Source organism: Xanthobacter autotrophicus, from assembly GCF_029991245.1.
GTDB classification, from domain to species: domain Bacteria; phylum Pseudomonadota; class Alphaproteobacteria; order Rhizobiales; family Xanthobacteraceae; genus Xanthobacter; species Xanthobacter autotrophicus_C.
This window is the reverse complement of the sequence record NZ_JAIVFO010000301.1, coordinates 1-1195: the sequence shown is the minus strand read 5'-3', so window position 1 is coordinate 1195 and position 1195 is coordinate 1. Positions and strand designations below refer to the sequence as shown.

Here is a 1195-nt window from a genome sequence, read left to right as displayed (position 1 = left end):
ATGGCCAAAGAGAAGTTCAACCGCTCGAAGCCGCACTGCAACATCGGCACGATCGGTCACGTGGATCACGGCAAGACGTCGCTGACGGCGGCGATCACGAAGATCCTTGCGGAGACGGGCGGCGCGACGTTCACGGCGTACGACCAGATCGACAAGGCGCCGGAAGAGAAGGCGCGCGGCATCACCATCTCCACGGCGCACGTGGAGTATGAGACCGCCAACCGCCACTACGCCCACGTGGATTGCCCCGGCCACGCCGATTATGTGAAGAACATGATCACCGGCGCTGCGCAGATGGACGGCGCGATCCTGGTGGTGTCGGCGGCCGACGGCCCCATGCCGCAGACCCGCGAGCACATCCTGCTGGCCCGTCAGGTGGGCGTGCCGGCGCTGGTGGTGTTCCTCAACAAGTGCGACATGGTCGACGACGAGGAGCTGCTGGAACTGGTCGAGCTGGAAGTGCGCGAGCTGCTCTCCAAGTACGACTTCCCCGGCGACGACATCCCGATCATCCGCGGCTCGGCGCTGGTGGCGCTGGAGAACGGCGATCCCAAGCTCGGCCGCGACGCGGTGCTGAAGCTGATGGAGGCGGTCGACGCCTACATCCCGCAGCCCGAGCGCCCGGTGGACCTGCCGTTCCTGATGCCCATCGAGGACGTGTTCTCGATCTCGGGCCGCGGCACGGTGGTGACCGGCCGCGTGGAGCGCGGCATCATCAAGGTGGGCGAGGAAGTGGAGATCGTGGGCATCCGCCCGACGCAGAAGACCACGGTCACCGGCGTCGAGATGTTCCGCAAGCTTCTGGACCAGGGCCAGGCCGGCGACAACGTGGGCATCCTGGTGCGCGGCACCAAGCGTGAGGACGTGGAGCGCGGCCAGGTTGTGTGCAAGCCGGGTACGGTGAAGCCGCACACCAAGTTCAAGGCCGAGGCCTACATCCTGACCAAGGAAGAGGGCGGGCGTCATACCCCGTTCTTCACCAACTACCGGCCGCAGTTCTACTTCCGGACCACGGACGTGACCGGGGTGTGCACGCTGCCGGAAGGCACCGAGATGGTGATGCCGGGCGACAACGTGTCCATGGACGTGGCGCTGATCGTTCCCATCGCCATGGAAGAGAAGCTGCGTTTCGCCATCCGCGAGGGTGGCCGCACGGTGGGCGCCGGCGTCGTCGCCTCCATCATCGAGTGATCTG

The 1195-nt window shown here is 66.1% G+C and carries 1 protein-coding gene; it reads left to right on the top strand.

The features are described from left to right. On the top strand, positions 1–1191 hold the full coding sequence (tuf, locus tag K9U41_RS22880; protein ID WP_282643136.1) for an elongation factor Tu: 1191 nt from the start codon (positions 1–3) through the stop codon (positions 1189–1191). The last annotated feature ends 4 nt before the right edge of the window (positions 1192–1195 follow it).

Coding starts and splice junctions, on each gene's coding strand:
- tuf (WP_282643136.1), top strand. CDS start 1: ATGGCCAAAGAGAAGTTCAACCGCTCGAAGCCGCACTGCAACATCGGC.